Here is a 17,914-nt window from a genome sequence, read left to right as displayed (position 1 = left end):
GAAAGAAAGATTGTCATGCTAAAACTAACTACGACTACAGCAAGGATGTTGCTGTTTATTGCGGGTATGGTATGTTACCTTCCCTGGCAGGCGGCGGGGCAGTCGTCTGCGGACAGGTTAGATCCATTTGAACCTAGCCGGAATGCGATAGACAGTTATTACAACCATCTTTATCAGCAATTACTCTGGCGATTTGCGGACAGGCCGCTTGCGCGGGTGGTGGTGGTACCTCCTTTCAGTCCGGAATACGCCTTATCTGTGGAGGAAGATGCGGGTGGTTACCTATTGAAGTCTAATATTCGGGTAGCCTATTATGATGTGGCGGCGCAAAAGCGGGTGATCGTGGATAAACCGATGATGGTGAGTCGGCGGATTAACCGGGAGCTGGCCATGCGGATACAACAGTTGTTTAATGTAGCCTTGCGGCAGACGGGTTCCCCTGCAGATCCGGGTTTGGATGGTGTGAAATATTTCTTTACTGCTTACAATAAGAAGTATGGGTTTATGCGTGGGCAGACGGTATCACCTGCAGCGGCTACACGTACAGGGGCATTGGTAAAAATCTGTCATCAGTTGATTGCTTATGCGAAAGGGCAATCAAATGGGGAAGACTCCTTACTTCGAAATATAAATGTACTGACCAATAAATTTGAATCTTTGAATAGTGTAGATCTGGCCATCACTCCGCCAGTGAAAAGAGCAATGGAAAAGTAATTTTGTCTCCCCCTTTTCTCCTAAAAACCTCAGGACTGCTTTAACAGGTATAGCAGTACCAACATTGAAAATTTACCGGATTTTGTGCGTAGGTGATCCATGGTGCGATGAATCAATCTGTAGGCGCCTGTGTGCTGGAGGTTCATGATTTGCGCTACTGAATCGTCGGAAAGGCCTTCATAGTAATGGAGGAAGATAGCTTCTCTTTGTCTGTTTGCTAGGGTACTCAGCAGGGCTTGTGCACGTTCTTTACGGTGTTCCAGCTTATTCCCTTCGAATACGGGATGTTCGTCAGACAGTTGCAGGTAGAAAGGAATATGTTCTGTGGCTTGTTCGTTTGCAATGCGTTCTTGGCTATAATACAGTTTGCCAATGAGAATACGTCTAAACGAAGAATACAGATATTCTTTGATTGCTGTTGCCTGGTCCATCCATCGTCTGTTTTGCCAGAGTTTTCTGAATAGGTCCTGGATACTTTCTTCGATACAAAACTGATCATGGGTAAACTTGTACCCATAGTTTGCAAGGGCACGGTAATATTTACCGTATAATTCTTCCAATCCGTTTACTTCTCCGGATTTGTAAGATTCCCATAACTCGTGTTCATTCATGATGTGACCTCATTTGGAGTATTAAAATACCGGTTAACTACTGGTGAGCATCATTTAACATACTGGGGCCCGAAATTGTTCGACCGCGCATCTTAGAGAACATTCAGCAGGTTTTTCAATGCTTTCGGGTAGCTCTCCAGTTCTATATCGTTTGAATAGATCCAAACTGTCTATAAAGATAACAACAAATCTTCTATATTCCATGTCCTTTATTTGTCTACGGCTCAGTGTGTTCTAGGCAGTTATCCTAACGGTATCAGGCGTATTATTTTAGACTGAAACATTGCCTCAGCAAGGTCTAAAAAAATATTTTTCTACTCGATAAATATTTGTATAATTGTAATAACCAAAATCTGAACGAGCACTAAGGACCCATTTGAGCACTTTAAGCATTCATTTAAAAAACATTAGCACATTCCGTTTATTTATGCTGTAATAGGCATAGTGAGTTTTTATTGCTATTAAATAAATGATATGACCCGTATCATGGTTGACCCGTATTTCCCAGTAGTTGAGGAGAAGGCACATATCAAATATCATGAGCATTTCATTCACCTAAACATAAATTCACAACATGAAAAAGAACATGTTCCTCATGCTGGCTGTAGTGTTGACCATTGCCATTGCATCCTGTAAAAAATCTGTGAACGACCCTGCATCCGCGCCAAAAGTGGAGACAACCGACCAAGCAAAAAAGGTGTATAACTACATCATTGGCTTGGGTTTCCCTGCACACACCATTGTTGAAAACAAGAATGAATTCATTGTGGAAGAAGATATCATCTTCCCTAAAAACATGCAGGTACCTGGCGCCGCTGGTACAGAACAGTACTACACTGGCAGCCTTGTATCCCCTACCAATGTGACCAACATCCGTTTGTACATTGACCCATCCATGACTTCCATGGCCAGCGAAATCAATAGCGCTATCAGTCAATGGAACAGTATTTCCGGATGTACTATTCACTGGAGTGTTGTGAGTAGCGGCACCTATGATGTACTGATTATGGATTACAATCTCGGTAGCGGCGTTTGCGGACAGGGTACCTTCCCAAGCGGTGGCACTGCGGGTAATCTGATTCGTATCAACAAAGCCTATATTGCAGGTAACAGCTTTGCACAACGTGCACGCACTATTTGTCATGAAATGGGACACAACGTATCTTTCAGACACACTAACTGGGCTGCCCGTGGTGAAACACCTGCAGGAATAGACGTTCCAGGCGTGCCTGGTACAGATGCTAGCTCTATTATGAATGGCGGTCAGTGCGGAAGTGGAGCAACTGTACTTTCTGCTAAAGATATCCAGGCAGCAATAGCACTGTATCACTAAGATTTACTTTATTGAGAGCGGGGTCGTTAATAGTGGCCCCGTTTTTTTCATGGAATTAATATTACTGCTTTAATGGATATTAATGTCCATGGCGCTTTTTTCTATGCGTTTTGCTTTTTAGTGGCTCATCCAGTTTCCTTTGTAATGCTTGTTCTGCCAACCTATCCTGTAACAGTCCCTTCCAGGCAACATTGAAGATATATAGGCCTAAAGAGGCCACATTGAATGATACAATAAATGGCGTATGCGGCAATACATATACGCGGTAATTCGATGGACGTTCGCCGCGAAATAGTATCGTCGTTCGCGTGACATATTCTCCTACTTCATATCCATGGTTGTATATGAATGTTACCGCCAATGAAAGAAGGACTGCCCCCACTGTTATCCAGGTGAGTAGTTCAGAATACAGCTTTGCATCCCACCATTTGTAAAACTGGTATAGTACCAATAGCACTACCAGGTATTTAACCAGGTCTACTTTATCATCTATGAGAAAAGGAAATCCAAAAACTTTGTATTCCTGATGTTGATGGGTAGAAAAAATCATCCAAAAAATCAGGAGAATCACTGTATACCACCAGATACTATAGGGGCGGAACTTATGGTACATGGGAGGACATTTAATCCATGTAACTTATATAAAAAATATTGATTTATCCCATCCATTTACCGATCATCTTAAAATGTTTGCATTTTTAATATCAGGCTCCTATCTTGGGTGGATACTTATATACGGATACTGCTCAATACATGGAAACAGGAACAATGCCAATAACGGCAGCCACGGCGCCGAACCAATTAAAGACAAGACAACATTACGAAATACTGGATGGACTCCGCGGTATTGCTGCCATTGTGGTGGTGATCTTTCACTTCATGGAGGAATGGATAACCGATTATAGTAAGAACTTCGCCGGACATGGATATCTGGCGGTAGATTTCTTTTTCGTTCTTTCCGGGTTTGTAATTGCATATGCCTATGATGAACGAATGGAACGGCTTAGCATAAAGGATTTCCTGGTAGCCAGGTTAATCAGGTTACAACCCATGGTTATATTCGGGGCTATACTGGGGTTGGTTACATTCCTCTGGGACCCTTTTGTAGGACTGCTTCCAGGTTATGGAACCGGTAAAATTGCACTTTTATTTCTGACCACCATTTTGATGATTCCCTACCCGGTTATTACGGAGCGTTTTGGTAATCTGTTTTCTTTAAATGCCCCTGCCTGGTCTTTGTTCTGGGAGTACATTGCGAATATTGTTTATGGATTTGTATTGTGGCGTTTGGATCGTCGTATTCTGGCGGCGCTTACTGTGGTAGCTGCAGGTTGGCTGGGATGGGTCGCCTTTCGTGCTGGTAATATAGGCGGCGGATGGGGTGCACAAAATTTCTGGGATGGCGGTGCGCGTCTTTGCTATTCCTTTTCTGCTGGGATGGTTATTTATCGTTACAAGCTGATTATCCCTAACAGACTTGGATTTCCAGGCATTGCACTGTTATTGTCGGCAGCATTGTTCATGCCTACCTTCCCTAAGAACTGGCTGGCTGAATTATTGGTAGCATTGATTTATTTTCCGCTGTTGATATCCCTGGGTGCAGGCGCACAACTGAAATCCTGGCTAGGCCCTTTATGCCGCTTTTTAGGCAGAATATCCTATCCATTGTACATGGTGCATTTTGGGTTTATCTGGATATTTGTCAACTATTTGAAAACGCAAAAGCCAGATAGCCATACCCTGATTGTAGTGATTACACTTGGCGTAATTGCGATGATTACGTTGGGATGGCTCTCTATGGTATTCATTGACGAACCAGTCAGGAAGTGGTTGAATAAAAAAAGAAGCGCCAGTTCCACTAAATAACAAACGTACATTAGTTGCTGGGCAGCTACGGCATGGGGAGACAGATTGAAAACAAAGTAAACGTGCTCCCCTATTCTGGTGTAGAGGCTACCGGGCAGCTACTTCGTGGGGAGTCAGGTTGAAAACCAAGGTAAACGTGCTCCCCTGCCCTGGTGTAGAAACCACTTTTATCAGAACACCATGAAAACCAGCAATGGTTTTAACGATGGAAAGGCCAAGGCCATAGCCGTCATTATTACGGTGGGCATGTTTTCTAAATCGGTGGAAAATATTCTCCAGATCGTCCGGAGCCATTCCGATGCCTGTATCTTGAATGATCAGGTGATAGGTATCGCGAGTGAGATAATCTGATATTTGGATGGTTCCGTTTGTTTTATTGAATTTAATGGCATTATTCAGGAGGTTATAGATCATTTGAAAGATCAGGTCCTGGTTGAGTTCTCGGAGGATAACAGCCCCTGACAGCTCCATTTTCACCTCAAGATTTTTTGCTTCGATACGATGTTCCAACTCCTCCATAATCTGGCGTATTAAGGCTTTCGGCTGAACATTATCCTGACGGGGGAACTGTTCATTTTCAATGCGTGATATTAGCAGTAATGAATGAACGATTTTTTTAAGTCGGTTCAAGGTACTCATCATGCCGATTATTTTTGTTTGCACCTCTCCTTCCAGTTCACCGTCAGCCAGGAGGTTTTCCAGTTTATGTTGTAGAATGCTCACAGGTGTCATCAATTCATGGGATGCATTGGAGGTAAATTCCCTTTCCTTTTCGAAGGCGATATTGATCTGGTTCATGAGCTCCACCAGGGAGTTGTCCAGGTATTTAAAATCGGCCGTAGTGGTTTTGACAGGAGGGGCATGTTCTTTAAACGGAAAGCTACTATGTAGCAGTCGGGTTTTGATGATTTTCCCCAGTGGTTTGATGAGGTAACGGGTGAATACTAAATCGGTGATGATGGTGATAATAATCAGCGCCCCAAGAACGTATAGCGCCATCCTTTGTAGTGGGCGATTATATTGGCTAACGGTGGTGGTTTTCCGGCCAATTTCCATCATATAGTCTTTTCCGTTGGTATGGAGGCGATGACTCAGTACCCTATAGGTGAGGGTATCTCCTTCTACGATACGTTTTACTGTTTCGATGGTATCGTTGGGAAAGTGCAGGGAAGCTGGTTCCAGGGAAATATATTCCTCTTTCAGCATCGTATAACTGCCGTAAGTATCTTCTCCTTGGAGGTAGGTTTCAATACCATTATTGCGAATGGCCTTCAATACTTTTTTCTCTTGTTCCTGGAGGTAATAATCATTGTATTTAAAGGCGATATCTTCCACCAGCAAGGGCAGCAGCAGGATAAAAAGGGCCGCCACTGCCATTTTCGACAGTGTAACAAAAAGCGTTAGTTTGGCCTGTAGCTGCATATTGTTTACCTCATAGTTTTATTTTGTAACCTACATTACGGATGGTGGTGAGCCATTCTACTGTGCCGTAGGCAGAGAGTTTTTTGCGGATATTTTTTATGTGTACATCAATGAAATTGGAGTCGTAGTCTGCATCTCCGAAATCGCCCCAGATATGTTCGCTGAGTTGCATTCTCGTGAGGGGTCTGTTTTTATGCAGGACCATATAGCTCAGCAGATCAAACTCTTTTCGGGAGAGGTCTATATCTGTGGTGTTGAAACAGATGCAACGTTTCTGGATATCCAGGTGAAAGTCGCCCACTTGTATAGTGGCGGTTTGCAGTCCGAATTTACGCCTGGCGATGGCTTGCATCCGGGATTGCAGTTCCAGCAGGGAGAAGGGTTTGGGCAGATAGTCATCTGCGCCCAGGTCCAGGCCTTTGATGCGATCTTCTAGTTGTCCGCGGGCGGTGAGAATGATGATGGCCGCATCCGGGCTAATTTTGCGTGCTTCTCGCAGCAGTTGGAGGCCATCCATATCTGGTAGGCCTAGGTCAAGCAGGAGGAAGTCGTACGGGCCATCTTCCAGCATATGGATGGCAGCAACTGCATTCCCTACTACTTCGCAGGTATATGCTGTTTTCAGGAAAGTGGTCATTTCCTGTGCCATGATTTGCTCATCTTCCACAATTAGTACTTTCATCAGAACTGATAATAGAAACTGCAGTTAAAAAAAGAGTGGCTGGTATTAGCGCCACTGAGGGCTTTATCGCTGAGTACTGACAGTTGATATTCCAGTTGCAGCATATAATGGGCCCGGTTATATGCCAGGGGCACTTTCAGATTATAAGAGAGCAGATCGAAGCTCGTGTTCTCTTCCGTAGTTGTGCTGGTACTGGTATTACGTGGCCACCCTGGTAAATTAGGAATTGGTAATCCTAATTTAGAGAGTTGGGAAATTTTCTCACTGATATAGGTCTGGTAGAAGTGTTGGGTACCGCCAATCACTTCTATGGCTGGTGTCAGTGTGATCAGGTCTTTATTTTTTTTAATGCTCCCCAGGGAAATCAGTTTTTCCGTACTGAGGGTAATGAATACGTCCTGTTGTTTGCCGAAGGCATAATCTGCACTGATCCCGGTGGTCATCCAGTATTTGTATTTCAGGGAGGCGGCCGCATTATCCGAGTTGGCAGCCTGTAGGAAGGCTGAGTTTTCTGGATAGAATGTATGGCTGTAGGACAGGTCTGCCGTGAATTTTTTCCCCAGAGGGAATGTAAATCCAGCGCCGGCGCTTCCGGCAGATACGGCGGATACGGAATCATTCAGCAGTCGGAATGCGGTGCCGGTGAAATAGAAGCCAGACTTGAACTGTATGCTGGCTGCTGCGGCCACATAAGGCAGCTTGTTAACGGCGGTTTGCCCGTAATAGCTGGCATTGCTGGCATACAGGGCTCCGATTGTAAACGTTACCTTCTTTTTCTGTTCTTCTACGGCTATTGAATCTTGTTTCGTCTCGGTTGTTTGTGCTGTGCTATTCGTTTGTGCCTCTCTTAATGTATCCGTTTTTACAGTGTTTGTTTGTGCGTACACAGTTGTAGTATACATTCCCGTTAGGAATGCGATAATTAGTGCTAATCTCATAACATAAACATTACCTTAAATCAATCCTCTGGTAATTATATTTGGCTTAATGATCCTGATAGGTTTCACAGGCAATGGAGTCGGAACAGCTATTGGTTTTACTACCCTTCTGGATTTGGGAACCTCTTTGATAATCGGTAATGCTTCCGGATCAAGTGGTTTCTCCACTGGTTTTTCAGTTGGTATGCGTGTAGCTGGCACACTATCGGCAGCCAGGTGAATATACTGACATATGCTTGGCAATTCCGGCCCGGACAATACTTTTCCCTCACCTCGCGCAGGCTGTATGAAAACCATAGCAGGTAGCAGGAATAGTACTAATTGAAATGTTCTGACCATAGAAGGAAAAGCCATCAGTAATGCCACTGGCTGCCGGCAAAAATCTGTATTTTAAAGCATATTTACAAGACCCTCAGTCCTGCTTTTGTACCCAGATGGGTATTTACCTGCATAGGAGCCGGTTTTACCTTTACCGCACCGTTTACACTGCCGCTGATACTATTATTTACGCTATTGCCTACACTGTTATTCACGTTACCGTTTACACTACTCTTCACACTACTGTTTACATTATTGTTTACGCTATTATTTACAGTACTATTTACATTACTATTTACACTACTATTTACGCTGGCAGCAGTGGTAGCCGCGGTAACTGCGGTTTGTTGGGTAACCGCCGCGGTGCGCTGGGTGGCCGAAACTGCTGCTTGTTGGGAAACGGTTGCTGTATGTGCCGTTTCTGCTTTAACGGCATGGGCTGCACGTACCGTTGTACCCGTGGCCGCCGAAACCCCAGACCCGACGGTGGCCGCCACTCCAGTTGTAACCCCAGCCCCGGTATTCCCGGACGCATTCATCGCTGGTGTAGCTCCGTCTGCCTTTACATTCGCGCCCGCCTTACCACTTACTTGACTATTTGCCGGACCGCTTACCGTTACATTTGTGTTAGTTTTAACATTCGCTTCCTGTGCGAAAGCAACGCCTGAAATTAAAGCTGCAACTGCTGCTAATACGATTGTTTTCATAATTGCTGATTTGATTACAAGACAAAACTACCTGCCGAAGATGAAGCGAAAATGAAAAATGGAATCCGCTGCTTAAATTTCTATGGCAAATATCATTTTGTAACAAAATCCTTCATATGCAATCTGCTATTACCCGTATTTTAGTTGGCATATTCTTTTTCCTGATCCGTGTCTCCCCTACTGCTGCACAACATAAAATGGATGTCACCATCCGAATACCAAAGGACATGGACCTTGGACAAATTGCGGTATATTATGACAATGGCTACCTGATGGAGAAGAAATATACGCCGGATAGCAGCGTGTTTCAGGTGAAAGATACCTTGTTGTCGCGATATGGGACGATAACGCTGAAGATCCAAGGCCTTGATACCCTACCCATATTCTGGGTAACCGATACGCCGGCGGTTATTACGCTTACCAGCACTGCCGGGGAATATCAATGGCAAGGGCAACACGCCACGAGCCCCTGGGGGAAGCCATGGCAGGATATGCTGGCCTATATTGGCCCCATTTACGAGGAATGGCATGAGCTGGCACGCAGATCCAATCATCAACCCATCACCGATACCTTTATACAACATTTCCGGTCAGTCCATGCCAAAAAACAGCAATTGGAAATGGAATACATACGGCAACATGCGGATGAATACTATTCTTTCTGGTTCTTCCGGACAAATTTTCATCCATCGGTAGAACTGGCGCCGAAATACCTGGATTTTTTCCAGCAAACCTTTCCCAAGTCATTCCAGGATAGTCCGGAAGCCAAAGAATATGTGATGCAGTTGACCCAATTCAAAAATGCCGGACACCCTTATCCATCGCCCGCATTCACAACCGTCACGACGAATGGCGATACCCTTACACTGGATCGGTTAAAAGGAAAATGCGTGTTGTTCGACTTCTGGGCGACCTGGTGCAGCGGATGTATTGCTGGACTACCCAAAATTAAGGAAATGACGGCTGGCTATAGTCCAGATCAACTGGTGGTAGTGGGGGTGAATATGGATGGGAAATGGGATAAATTCCAAAATGCAGTACAAAAATACAATATAGGTAGCTGGACTCATATATTCAAGAGCTACGGCCTAGCGAACGCCCTCGGTGCTGTAGGTGCTCCTACCTATATCCTGATTGATAAAAAAGGGAATATCATTTACAACAATCTGCATCTGACTTCTTTTAGTTATGATACGATCAAAGAGGCCATCGCCAAGGCGGTGGCGGAGTAGTGAATTTCATTAAGCGTCTGTATCAAAAAGTAAGAAAAGGGAGAGACGTCTGCGACATCTCTCCCTTTTCTTACTTTTTTCGTCGCCCCTGCCCGATGGGCAGGGGCGACAGCCAGAAAATTTAATGGCTATGTGTTATTTGGCTATTACAATATTGCTCACATATACTTTTGCATCATTTTTAGTGTCTAACGGCGCACTGATGAAGAAGTATTTGCGTACATCATCTTTGAACATTTTGGAATCCAGGACCTTGGTTTTGTCCAGGTAAACACGCATATGATCATTCTCTACGGAAATGGATACATGCAGTTTATCGTTGGCAAAACGAGTCAGGTCGAAATCAGTGGTGATGTATTTATCTACCGGATTGGCAAAACTGCTGATTTTATTGGCATTATAGAACTGTAATTCTGTATGGGCGATATCTCCTTCATTCCAACTACCCACGCTGTTATTACCTGCAAATCCAAAGAATACCGGACTGATATCGGTAATTTTATCACAGCTAGTCAGGAGATCAAACTCGATGGTAAATTGCGCTGGCAGTTTATAGTTCTGGTTCAGTTTATAGGTGGCATTATTTTGCATTTCCAGCCAGGTTCCCGCAATTTCTCCGGATTTCACCAATTGGCCACTGCCATTGGTTTTCCAGGTATTGGGCATAGCGCCTATTTTGAACTTCTCAAAGCCGCTGGCGTAAATCACTGAGTCGCCGGCTTTGAAGTCGAAGGCCGAGCCCATGGTGATACGCTTTTTACCGCCGGTAGTATTCGTAGTGGCGTCTGTAGTGGTTTTGTTAGTACCGGAAACAGATTTATCAATGGCGTCGTTGGCTTTCTGTTCTATTTTGTCCTGCGCCTTTTTCAGGATATTGCCCAATTGTGCATTTGCACCTTGGAATGCCAGCATCATTACCAGGGATGCGGCGAGGGATCTGCCTACTAGTGAACTTTTTATCATAGTGCTGAATATTGGGTTAATAGGAATAGGTAGTTCCTATCGTTGCTTAAGGTTCCGTTTTTATTTATACGGGTAAAATTTTTCGCAATGATATGAAAAAAAATATTTTGACGGCTAGGCTTTGCAAATATCTTTCCAAAAATAAAAGGTTTATCAAAAAATAAAGGAAGGGAATTGAACGTCTGCGACGTTCAATTCCCTTCCTTTATTTTTCGTCGTCCCTGCCCGCTGGGCAGGGACGAAAAGAAGGAAAGTTTTTTGATTAGCTGACCATTGGCAGGTATTTCTTCCAATTATCGATAATTGCCCAGATGTTGATCAGGAACATCACACCGGCAATGGGTAACCCGGAAGGGGCCACCGTCAGGTTGGTGAGTATCACCCCTACCATGATTGGAAGAATGACAATGGCGCCGAGGGCGCGTGTCTTCCCGAAAATAAATAATAATCCTCCTATCACCTCAAAAGTGCCCACCAGCGGCAGCAGCCAGGAAATCTCCATTAAGGCGGTCATGTCTTTTACCATTTCTGGCGGCATATTTTTGGGAGCAGGCATGTAGTTGAAGAATTTGTTCAGCCCTGCGTTGATAAACATCAGACCAAACAGCAGGCTCAGTACAAACAGTATTTTGTTTTTCATAGCATTAATTTACTAGTAAATATATATTATTTTATATAATACCTCATTAGATTACTTTAATTCTGGCATCGCGCATGGCTTCAAAGAATGGCGTGCTACGTTGTTCCACGCAAGCAGCAGCATACAAGTACATGGCCGCGCTCCAGGTTTGCCAATCCTGTCCTTTGGGTTTACCGTCCTGCGCTTTTACCCATTCATTGAAACCAAATTCTAGGTCAGCTCGCGCAGCAAGCGTCACTAATTTCGTTAATTCCATTAGTTTCTCTTCTGCTAACTTATATTCTTCAGCGGCCACCAGCGCGGCTACATAAAAGCCGCAGATAAACGGCCATAGTCCTCCATTATGATAATCTCCTGGCATATTAAACAGTACGTACCTTTTATGCCAGTCCAGGTCACCCGGACGGATATACGGAAAGAAATTAGGCGGTAGGTTCAGCGCCAGATCCCCTTTCTCCTTTAAGACTCTGCATTCCCCTTCTATCCAGGCGATCATTTCCTTTGCCCTCGCAGGTTCAGCAATGCCGGAGAGAATAGCTAAACTATTGCCCAGTAAGTCGAATCTTTCGCTGCTCATTACTTTGTAGGACCAAAGGGCGTAATAAGGCTTGTTTTCCAGCGATAGTCCTTCGTGCACGTATCGATGTTGTACATCGCTGGTGATGGTGAACTGTTTCATATTGTCCAGCATACCATTGGCGCCGTCGTGGTGGCCGAGTATACGGAGATAGCTATACGTAATTGTATTTACAAATAGGCCGTAACCCAATACCCATTGTTCATCTCTCCAATCGCTGGTAGGTTGTTGGGCAACGAGGTATTCATCTGTTGGACTTTGATATTCCATCCAGGTCAGCGCTTTATTGACTGCATCGGTCAAGAACGCTGTATCTCCGGTTAATCGGCGGTAAATGCCCGTAGCGAGGAGAAAGAGCGGCGTGGTATCGCTGGCGCCACGGTCTGCCGGATCATGAACCAGCGAGGGCATATGTCCATGCGGCGACTGGTTCTCAGCGAGGGATTCCAGCACCCGTCGGATACTATGCATCAACACTTCATTTCCGCTGACGCCGATACCAAATAGAGAAATCAGCAGATCTCTTGTATATGGCTCAGGATAGCCCCAGGCAGCAGTTCTAGGCAGATGCTCAAAAGGGCCGTTGACATTATTGAGTAGCACTTCCAGTGCTGCAGCTTTCGCTTTTGCTATCAAGGATGGATTAAATGTTTGCATGACCGGAGAGTTTTATCGGATGGACAATCTATCTGCCATAATCTGCACAAATTTTTCCGCCACTTTTCGATAATTAAAATGTTGGATCACGTGTTGGCGGGCAGCGGTCCCTAGCTGATGGCGGTATTCGCTGCTGAATATCAATTGTTCGAGGGCATCCCGGATATCGTTTACACTGGCACGGTAATCGACGGTACGAGGCGATGCGAATTGAATGAGTCGGTGGCCATCAGGGTACGAGGCATCTTCCAGCATTACTTCGCTCAAAGTGATTTTCTCTGCGATACCCGCCAGCAATGCGGTTTGCCCGTGTACCATCGTATCCAGCATACCCATAGCATTGAGGCCGATGACAGGTTTTTCGCACGCCCCGGCTTCTACCTGTATCATACCAAAGCCTTCAATGCGGGAGGGGCCTGCATAAATATCGCAGGCATTGAGGAGATAAGGCATATAATTGCGCGAGATGATACTGGTTGCGAATTTCACATGGTCTGCAATGCCCAGTTGTGTGGCTAATTGCATATCCAGTACATTTTGTTTGTAAGTACGCGCCTGTGGCCAGACCTTACATACATATTTCCAAGGAGGCATTACAGGAGCGATTTCCGCCAATGCTTTCATTACCTCTTGCGCTCCCTTGGAACACGCGTCTCCCCCGGCAGTCAAAATTAATAATTCATCCGGAGCAATGCCCAGCGCTTGCCTGACCGCCATTACTTCCGGGTGATTTGCTGGTATGGGTTTGAATTTATCGGTATTACATCCAACAGGTAAGACTTCTATCTTACTGCCATCGATGCCATCTCGTATATACATTTCCTTTACCCACTGGGATGTTACGAGTATCAGCGGTAAATCATTGAGCACATCTTGGTAATTGGCAATATAACCATCGGCCACTAGCCACGGAACAGGTAGGACTCCTGACTGTTGTGGATGCAAAATCAGACTAGGCGTATATCCCCAATACCCAACACCTACCGCCACATCTGGTTTAAACCATCTGTAATACCATTCTTTCTCCATAGAGGATTCAAAGTGAACAGGATATACATCTACCCCTAGTTCAAGGAGTCCTTGGTAAAGTAGTTCGCCCTGCATGGCCAGTCCACCGGGACTTGCAGGGTATTCATACATCAGCAAAACTTTCATAAAATGCTATTTTTTTGTAGCCAGTTGAGCGCTTTTTGTTTATCAGTGAATGTGCAGAAAGCCTCTACAGGCGGAGTAATCTTCGCCTCCCAGCTATTTTTATCAAAACCATAGACTTCCGTTATCAGTTGATATTTTTTGTTCTTGATATCTTCCGGTAGTGGGAATAGGACATCCGCTGAATCCATGGCCGTTGGGAAATATTTTTTATTGCCGTCTTCGTATGCGAAGGTCCATAGATTAGAAGCTTGAATACTGCCATAGGCCCAACAGTTGATAACAGCCTGGGCTGTTTCTTCGTGGCGGCGATGGCGGGTATATTCTCCTTTTGGATGATGGGTAAGGATGAGATCGAAGTGTTCTTCGGGTAGCAGGTCTTGAATCGTATTTTTTAAATCATTTGATGGAAGTGGATCTTGATTTGGGCCATCGTCTAGGTTTGCCATGGCGCCGGTAGCGTCCAATTCATGGAGCACCTTAAAGAATTTAGGGGCTCTGTCTGGATCCTCTTTCCTGCAAAGAGATACGATATACCATTCCAGTTGTGGATTGGCAAGGATCAGGCCCCCAGCCCATAAAGTTTCATCATCCGGATGAGCAACAATCACTACGGCTGAGCCTTCTGATGGCAGCATGATTCATGAGTTTATTTCCGCATTAACTACAGCCGCCAATTGTAAATTGTTTACTAAATATTGCTATGTGGAGACACGTAGTTCTCCGGACGCGTGTCTCCTTAAAAAATAAAAACGTCGGTGAAATTTCGGCGAAATTTCGGTGAAAATAACGGTGAAGGCTATTTGAAAATCATGCATTTTATAATTTTGCGTCCTGATCAAAATCTAATGCTTAAGGAGAAGTTCATCCTGGGAGGTTCCCTTTCTGTGGGAATAACGGGAATGGTTATATCAAGACTCATTTTATCTATTATAAACCCTTAATAAATAACTCCATGGAAAAGTTAACTCGGGAGGTATGCTTCCTGAAAATCTATACCCTGATACTTTCCCCACTGCTACTGGTATTTTTGTTTATGGGGTTCCGCAGTGATTTCGGCAAACAGCGTTTTGAAGAGATTGTGGTAGAGAGAATTAATGTAGTTGAAAAAGATGGCACCCTTAAAATGGTGATTTCCAATGGCGAACGTCAGCATTCGGGGTTAGTCGAAGGCAAAATGCTGCCCACACGTAAAAGTCAAACCAAAAATTAAAATCTGCGTAGACAAAGACAACCAAGCGAAGATTGTTACCCTGGATGAAAATGGACAGGTACAGCAAAGCTTGACCAAGTAAGCGTTTCACAGTACTATATAACTAGAACGCCTATATGAAAATTAATTTATTTCTTTAATTTTTAAGCCCTTAATAAAAAGCTCCATGGAAAAGTTACAACGGGAAGTACGCTTCCTTAAAATTTACGCTTTATTTCTGACCACGCTGTTAGTAGGATTTCTGTTTATGGCCTTTCGTACTGATTTTGGCAAGCAGCGTTTTGAAGAAATTGATGTAGAACGCATTAATGTTGTTGAAAAGGATGGCACCCTTAAAATGGTTATTTCCAATGAAGCGCGCCAGCATTCTGGATTGTCGGAAGGCAAAGAGATTCCTAAGCGCAAGAGAAATGCCGGTATGATCTTCTTTAACAGTGCTGGCGACGAATGTGGCGGACTTATTTACGATGCCACTAAGGCAGAAGGCGCTGGCATGGTATTCTCTGTTGACCAATTCCGCAATGATCAGATTATGCAGCTCCAATATAGCCAAGAGCTTACCGACCCTAAAAGACGTACTTATGGTCTGAAATTATGGGATCGTCCGGATGATTTCGGCACTAGCCGATTATTGGCAACAGCGGATTCCCTGGAGAAACTGAAAGACAGAGCAGCGGCCGACAAAGCATTTGAAGATCTGTATAACAAAGGTTATTTGGGTACAGAAAGAATGTTTGTAGGTAAAACCTCGAAAGATGAAGTAGGTTTATTTATCAGAGATGACAAAGGTAAACCGAGGATTAAAATCTACATCGATAAGGATAACAAAGCGAAAATTGTTACCCTGGATGAAAATGGCAAAGTACAACAGAACCTCACAGAAGTGAAGTAAATTATTTATAGCGTTATTTTACAACGGTGATGAGGCATACAGCCTCATCACCGTTTTTTTATGAAAATATCCTAATTTGCAACCCGAAACCATTGTAACTCAAGTAGAAATATTGAAAAATGAAATTTAACCATCGACTAACCTCCATAGCGATTGCTATGTTGTTAACCGGAAATGTATTCGCCCAACAATCTCCATCCGCTCCGAAAGACAGACTTGGCGTATCAGGGCCCCTCCAAATTGGGAGAGGAAGCTATCAACTGGCGTGGACCTCGCATCCTTCCAACAATTATTACAAACAGGAGTACCTTATTCCGGGAGAAAACCTGCAACAATTCAAACACCTGGTGGCGCTGGAAATACTCACTGGGAATAATAGTCCAAAGGATATTGCTGCCGCAAAAATGGCCGAACTCAATAAACTAAAGGCGACTAACCCCATGGTGAACTACCAGGTTTTTGAGAAAAACGGGGAAGTGTTGCTGGACTTCCTCCTCACTGAAAATACTCCTGATGGCAAACAGGTGAATATTGCAGAAAGGAATATTTATCGGTATACCTCCATTACGGACAAAAACGGGAAGCCTGCCCTACTCTTACTGGGTGTCAGTGAAAGGGCTTACCACAAAGATGTACCCACGTTTCTGAAACAATTGAAGGAACACAGAATGGACCTGCTGAATGCATTGGCAGCCTATAAATTACCTGCGATTACTATTTCAGAATAGATAAAAGGTTGTATCAAAAGTGAGTGGTTCCGTGCGAAGTGCGTCCATGATTCACTTTTGATACCACCTTTTTATTTATTATAATCCAACATCTCCTCTACTACGCCTTGAAACCGGGTACCATACTGGGAGCGAATTCTTCGCAGGCAAGTGTTTATAATATAGTCGTTGCCGTTATTGTAGCTTACCACGGTTATCTTTTTACTTCTAATTTGCGCCAACACGCTATCAGGCATGTTTCCAGGCATATGTAATTCATCTGGTTTATCCTTGACGATATTTCCAGTGGGTATTATGGTAAGTCCGAACTTAGAGCAGATAGGGAGATTGTCCATAGTATAGGAATTCACGGCTGCCGGAAAGGTGCGGTAATAGGTATCTAGGATACCTGCAATCGTCAATTCATCCAGGTTATTTTCCAGTAGTAGCCCTATCTTTTTATTGCTTTCAAAGAAGATTTTGCGGGCAATTCTCCATTTGGCGGCCGAGCCGATCACGCGACTATCATGGTGTTGCGGAACGGTTGTATGCGGATAATGAATAGCCGACATCACTTGTTGCATGGTGCCCTCGCCGAATAATTTATTTATCACCATTAGGCTACCATCCACTGCATTGGAAACGCCACTAGTGCTGTACAGATTACCAGCAGTCGTATAGGTAACATTCTTGACCCAATTCGTTTTAGGATATTGTTTGCGGATACTGCTTAGTTCCGAAGCGTGGGTAGTCATGGGTTTCCCGTCGTAAAGGCCTGTAGCCGCGAGAGTAAGCGCTCCCTGGCAGACCGCCAAAAATAAGGTAGAATCTGTATGGAGATGACTGATATAGCGCAACAATTGTGGATCCTGTTTGCGTATATCCATCGGCGATAGTGCAGGCACTATCACCACTGCTGGTTGTAATTGCATCTGGGAAGCCTGCGCAAATGTGAGTTGAGGAAGCACAAACACTCCTTTCCGCATGATGATGGGCGAACTGTCTTTCGCTAGCAGGTATACGTTGGCTTTACCAGTGAGGTTAAAAAGGTAAAAAGGCGCCATCATATCAAAGAGTTCTGTACCCGCATTATCGGCGATAATAAAAACCGTCTTTTTTGCTGGGTCATAAGCTGGTGGCTTCATTGGTAGGATAGTCACGCCCTTGTAACCAGGGAAGTGATAGAATTCCTTTAAGGGTTTACAACCGTGCAGCAATATAGACACAAGCGTACCCGCTACCAGCAGGAGGCTGATAGTCATTTTCAGATTTATCGTCATAAAAACAGTG

At 44.3% G+C, this 17,914-nt stretch carries 20 protein-coding genes; 7 read left to right on the top strand and 13 right to left on the bottom strand.

All coding sequences use genetic code 11. The features are described from left to right. Positions 1 to 15 precede the first annotated feature (15 nt). Complete coding sequence (locus JO154_RS05825) at positions 16 to 714, top strand: hypothetical protein (RefSeq protein WP_291942753.1); 699 nt, start codon at positions 16 to 18, stop codon at positions 712 to 714. Between the two features lie 29 nt (positions 715 to 743). Here JO154_RS05825 and JO154_RS05820 read toward each other — a convergent pair whose 3' ends face one another. Beyond that, positions 744 to 1,325 (bottom strand): RNA polymerase sigma factor, encoded by a 582-nt coding sequence (locus JO154_RS05820; protein WP_291942751.1) that lies wholly within the window; start codon positions 1,323 to 1,325, stop codon positions 744 to 746. A 574-nt stretch (positions 1,326 to 1,899) separates the two neighbouring features. Between JO154_RS05820 and JO154_RS05815 the strand changes: the two genes are divergently transcribed. Beyond that, entirely contained in the window at positions 1,900 to 2,658 is a 759-nt protein-coding gene (locus JO154_RS05815) for a M57 family metalloprotease (protein ID WP_291942748.1), read from the top strand. A gap of 79 nt (positions 2,659 to 2,737) precedes the next feature. Here the strand turns inward: JO154_RS05815 and JO154_RS05810 are convergent, their stop codons facing one another. After that, entirely contained in the window at positions 2,738 to 3,271 is a 534-nt protein-coding gene (locus JO154_RS05810; RefSeq protein ID WP_291942746.1) for a hypothetical protein, read from the bottom strand. Positions 3,272 to 3,411: 140 nt separating this feature from the next. Between JO154_RS05810 and JO154_RS05805 the strand changes: the two genes are divergently transcribed. Then, positions 3,412 to 4,524 (top strand): acyltransferase, encoded by a 1,113-nt coding sequence (locus tag JO154_RS05805; RefSeq protein WP_291942745.1) that lies wholly within the window; start codon positions 3,412 to 3,414, stop codon positions 4,522 to 4,524. Between the two features lie 87 nt (positions 4,525 to 4,611). Here JO154_RS05805 and JO154_RS05800 read toward each other — a convergent pair whose 3' ends face one another. The 5 genes from JO154_RS05800 to JO154_RS05780 all read right to left on the bottom strand — a co-directional run bounded on the left by JO154_RS05800 (position 4,612) and on the right by JO154_RS05780 (position 8,591). After that, a complete protein-coding gene (locus JO154_RS05800; RefSeq protein WP_291942743.1) occupies positions 4,612 to 5,946 on the bottom strand; it encodes a HAMP domain-containing sensor histidine kinase in 1,335 nt (444 codons plus the stop codon). A gap of 10 nt (positions 5,947 to 5,956) precedes the next feature. Continuing rightward, complete coding sequence (locus tag JO154_RS05795) at positions 5,957 to 6,628, bottom strand: response regulator transcription factor (protein ID WP_291942742.1); 672 nt, start codon at positions 6,626 to 6,628, stop codon at positions 5,957 to 5,959. Next, positions 6,628 to 7,566, bottom strand: coding sequence for a hypothetical protein (locus JO154_RS05790; RefSeq protein ID WP_291942741.1), 939 nt, complete (start codon positions 7,564 to 7,566; stop codon positions 6,628 to 6,630). The genes JO154_RS05795 and JO154_RS05790 overlap by 1 nt, the downstream gene beginning before the upstream one ends. A 15-nt stretch (positions 7,567 to 7,581) precedes the next feature. Beyond that, entirely contained in the window at positions 7,582 to 7,863 is a 282-nt protein-coding gene (locus JO154_RS05785) for a hypothetical protein (RefSeq protein WP_291942740.1), read from the bottom strand. A 104-nt stretch (positions 7,864 to 7,967) separates the two neighbouring features. Next, entirely contained in the window at positions 7,968 to 8,591 is a 624-nt protein-coding gene (locus tag JO154_RS05780; protein ID WP_291942738.1) for a hypothetical protein, read from the bottom strand. Between the two features lie 116 nt (positions 8,592 to 8,707). Between JO154_RS05780 and JO154_RS05775 the strand changes: the two genes are divergently transcribed. Beyond that, positions 8,708 to 9,823 (top strand): TlpA disulfide reductase family protein, encoded by a 1,116-nt coding sequence (locus JO154_RS05775; RefSeq protein ID WP_291942737.1) that lies wholly within the window; start codon positions 8,708 to 8,710, stop codon positions 9,821 to 9,823. Positions 9,824 to 9,958: 135 nt separating this feature from the next. On the opposite strand, the gene JO154_RS05770 is transcribed toward JO154_RS05775, so the two are convergent. From JO154_RS05770 to JO154_RS05750, 5 genes are all read right to left on the bottom strand, one after another. Further along, positions 9,959 to 10,786 (bottom strand): hypothetical protein, encoded by an 828-nt coding sequence (locus tag JO154_RS05770; RefSeq protein ID WP_291942735.1) that lies wholly within the window; start codon positions 10,784 to 10,786, stop codon positions 9,959 to 9,961. Positions 10,787 to 11,048: 262 nt separating this feature from the next. Next, entirely contained in the window at positions 11,049 to 11,426 is a 378-nt protein-coding gene (locus JO154_RS05765) for a DoxX family protein (protein WP_291942733.1), read from the bottom strand. A 46-nt stretch (positions 11,427 to 11,472) separates the two neighbouring features. Beyond that, positions 11,473 to 12,660, bottom strand: a complete 1,188-nt coding sequence (locus JO154_RS05760; RefSeq protein WP_291942732.1) for a glycoside hydrolase 100 family protein — start codon at positions 12,658 to 12,660, stop codon at positions 11,473 to 11,475. 12 nt (positions 12,661 to 12,672) lie between these two features. Further along, positions 12,673 to 13,815, bottom strand: a complete 1,143-nt coding sequence (locus JO154_RS05755; RefSeq protein ID WP_291942731.1) for a glycosyltransferase family 4 protein — start codon at positions 13,813 to 13,815, stop codon at positions 12,673 to 12,675. After that, complete coding sequence (locus tag JO154_RS05750) at positions 13,812 to 14,450, bottom strand: PIG-L family deacetylase (protein WP_291942730.1); 639 nt, start codon at positions 14,448 to 14,450, stop codon at positions 13,812 to 13,814. The genes JO154_RS05755 and JO154_RS05750 overlap by 4 nt, the downstream gene beginning before the upstream one ends. Positions 14,451 to 14,767: 317 nt before the next feature. Between JO154_RS05750 and JO154_RS05745 the strand changes: the two genes are divergently transcribed. The 3 genes from JO154_RS05745 (at position 14,768) to JO154_RS05735 (ending at position 16,645) form a co-directional block, all read left to right on the top strand. After that, on the top strand, positions 14,768 to 15,025 hold the full coding sequence (locus tag JO154_RS05745) for a hypothetical protein (RefSeq protein WP_291942728.1): 258 nt from the start codon (positions 14,768 to 14,770) through the stop codon (positions 15,023 to 15,025). Between the two features lie 166 nt (positions 15,026 to 15,191). Continuing rightward, positions 15,192 to 15,917 (top strand): hypothetical protein, encoded by a 726-nt coding sequence (locus JO154_RS05740; protein ID WP_291942727.1) that lies wholly within the window; start codon positions 15,192 to 15,194, stop codon positions 15,915 to 15,917. Between the two features lie 119 nt (positions 15,918 to 16,036). Beyond that, entirely contained in the window at positions 16,037 to 16,645 is a 609-nt protein-coding gene (locus JO154_RS05735) for a hypothetical protein (RefSeq protein WP_291942726.1), read from the top strand. A 71-nt stretch (positions 16,646 to 16,716) separates the two neighbouring features. On the opposite strand, the gene JO154_RS05730 is transcribed toward JO154_RS05735, so the two are convergent. Continuing rightward, the gene (locus JO154_RS05730) at positions 16,717 to 17,904 is read right to left on the bottom strand and encodes a DJ-1/PfpI family protein (protein WP_291942725.1); all 1,188 of its coding nucleotides are present in this window, start codon (positions 17,902 to 17,904) and stop codon (positions 16,717 to 16,719) included. Positions 17,905 to 17,914: the final 10 nt, after the last annotated feature.

The organism is Chitinophaga sp. (assembly GCF_019236475.1).
In the GTDB taxonomy this organism is placed as follows: Bacteria; Bacteroidota; Bacteroidia; order Chitinophagales; family Chitinophagaceae; genus Chitinophaga.
Note: the sequence above shows the minus strand (reverse complement) of the source record. Positions and strands in the feature narration are given on the sequence as shown.

Excerpts from the sequence above, each read along its gene's own strand:
- JO154_RS05765 (WP_291942733.1), bottom strand. The coding sequence starts at position 11,426 with ATGAAAAACAAAATACTGTTTGTACTGAGCCTGCTGTTTGGTCTGATG.
- JO154_RS05775 (WP_291942737.1), top strand. The coding sequence starts at position 8,708 with ATGCAATCTGCTATTACCCGTATTTTAGTTGGCATATTCTTTTTCCTG.
- JO154_RS05815 (WP_291942748.1), top strand. The coding sequence starts at position 1,900 with ATGAAAAAGAACATGTTCCTCATGCTGGCTGTAGTGTTGACCATTGCC.
- JO154_RS05760 (WP_291942732.1), bottom strand. The coding sequence starts at position 12,660 with ATGCAAACATTTAATCCATCCTTGATAGCAAAAGCGAAAGCTGCAGCA.
- JO154_RS05825 (WP_291942753.1), top strand. The coding sequence starts at position 16 with ATGCTAAAACTAACTACGACTACAGCAAGGATGTTGCTGTTTATTGCG.
- JO154_RS05810 (WP_291942746.1), bottom strand. The coding sequence starts at position 3,271 with ATGTACCATAAGTTCCGCCCCTATAGTATCTGGTGGTATACAGTGATT.
- JO154_RS05770 (WP_291942735.1), bottom strand. The coding sequence starts at position 10,786 with ATGATAAAAAGTTCACTAGTAGGCAGATCCCTCGCCGCATCCCTGGTA.
- JO154_RS05820 (WP_291942751.1), bottom strand. The coding sequence starts at position 1,325 with ATGAATGAACACGAGTTATGGGAATCTTACAAATCCGGAGAAGTAAAC.
- JO154_RS05785 (WP_291942740.1), bottom strand. The coding sequence starts at position 7,863 with ATGGTTTTCATACAGCCTGCGCGAGGTGAGGGAAAAGTATTGTCCGGG.
- JO154_RS05750 (WP_291942730.1), bottom strand. The coding sequence starts at position 14,450 with ATGCTGCCATCAGAAGGCTCAGCCGTAGTGATTGTTGCTCATCCGGAT.
- JO154_RS05735 (WP_291942726.1), top strand. The coding sequence starts at position 16,037 with ATGAAATTTAACCATCGACTAACCTCCATAGCGATTGCTATGTTGTTA.
- JO154_RS05745 (WP_291942728.1), top strand. The coding sequence starts at position 14,768 with ATGGAAAAGTTAACTCGGGAGGTATGCTTCCTGAAAATCTATACCCTG.
- JO154_RS05800 (WP_291942743.1), bottom strand. The coding sequence starts at position 5,946 with ATGCAGCTACAGGCCAAACTAACGCTTTTTGTTACACTGTCGAAAATG.
- JO154_RS05755 (WP_291942731.1), bottom strand. The coding sequence starts at position 13,815 with ATGAAAGTTTTGCTGATGTATGAATACCCTGCAAGTCCCGGTGGACTG.
- JO154_RS05790 (WP_291942741.1), bottom strand. The coding sequence starts at position 7,566 with ATGAGATTAGCACTAATTATCGCATTCCTAACGGGAATGTATACTACA.
- JO154_RS05740 (WP_291942727.1), top strand. The coding sequence starts at position 15,192 with ATGGAAAAGTTACAACGGGAAGTACGCTTCCTTAAAATTTACGCTTTA.
- JO154_RS05805 (WP_291942745.1), top strand. The coding sequence starts at position 3,412 with ATGGAAACAGGAACAATGCCAATAACGGCAGCCACGGCGCCGAACCAA.
- JO154_RS05795 (WP_291942742.1), bottom strand. The coding sequence starts at position 6,628 with ATGAAAGTACTAATTGTGGAAGATGAGCAAATCATGGCACAGGAAATG.
- JO154_RS05730 (WP_291942725.1), bottom strand. The coding sequence starts at position 17,904 with ATGACGATAAATCTGAAAATGACTATCAGCCTCCTGCTGGTAGCGGGT.
- JO154_RS05780 (WP_291942738.1), bottom strand. The coding sequence starts at position 8,591 with ATGAAAACAATCGTATTAGCAGCAGTTGCAGCTTTAATTTCAGGCGTT.